Genomic DNA, 768 nt, shown 5'->3' on the forward strand with positions numbered 1-768 from the left:
GCTCACTGAAAGTGCGATTTGCTTACTTTCTGCCATGGTTTTATAGACATTTTTAGTTTCTATAATCAGCTGGTTTAGTAATAATTTCTCCGGCACATTGGGAAAATGGCCCTGCTTATGCATCGCCCAGTTCAGCAAATTATCTAGCAAGCCTGAAAGATGTGACACAGAGTGATCAATATCATCAGCTACCTCGACCAGCTCCTCTCGATGATCCTGATCAACGGCATGTTTGATTAAGCGGCTGACACCAGAAAATGCCGCTACCGGACCTCTTAAGTCGTGAGAGATAATAGAGAAAAACCGGTCCTTGGTTTTGTTGAGAGATTGTAATTGCCACTTTTGTTCTTCCAGCTCTCGATTAATTCTAATCTTCTCCCGGTTGTTCTGATAAAGAAAAATCAATAATACACCCACAATTAGTGCTCCTCCAGCTACAGCATAAATGACAATTTGCTGCGTGCGCTTTTCAGCGGTTAGCAGGTCGACTTCGGCTTGTTTCTGCCCAACTTCGTACTCAGTACGTAGATCAGCCATTTTTTGAAGTGACTCTTTATTAAGGAGGCTGTCTTTGTAAGCGGTGTAGAGCTCGTGATGGTGAAGGGCTTGTTGGTAGTTGCCGGTTTTTGAATAGAGTTTATAATATAATTCCTCGATCTCAACCCTCCATCTTTTGGAATCTGTATTTTGAACAAGCTCAAAGGCATGGTTTAACTTCAGTAACGCTTGGTCTGTTTTATTTAATTCAAAATAAATTTGGGCTGCATG

General features: G+C 41.5%; 1 protein-coding gene. It reads right to left on the reverse strand.

Features of this window, described 5'->3' with window-relative positions:
• Nucleotides 1–768 (reverse strand): sensor histidine kinase (locus tag E1176_RS01335; RefSeq protein ID WP_185152531.1); only part of this gene is annotated, 768 nt, incomplete at both ends.

It is taken from the genome of Fulvivirga aurantia (genome assembly GCF_009711475.1).
GTDB classification, from domain to species: domain Bacteria; phylum Bacteroidota; class Bacteroidia; order Cytophagales; family Cyclobacteriaceae; genus Fulvivirga; species Fulvivirga aurantia.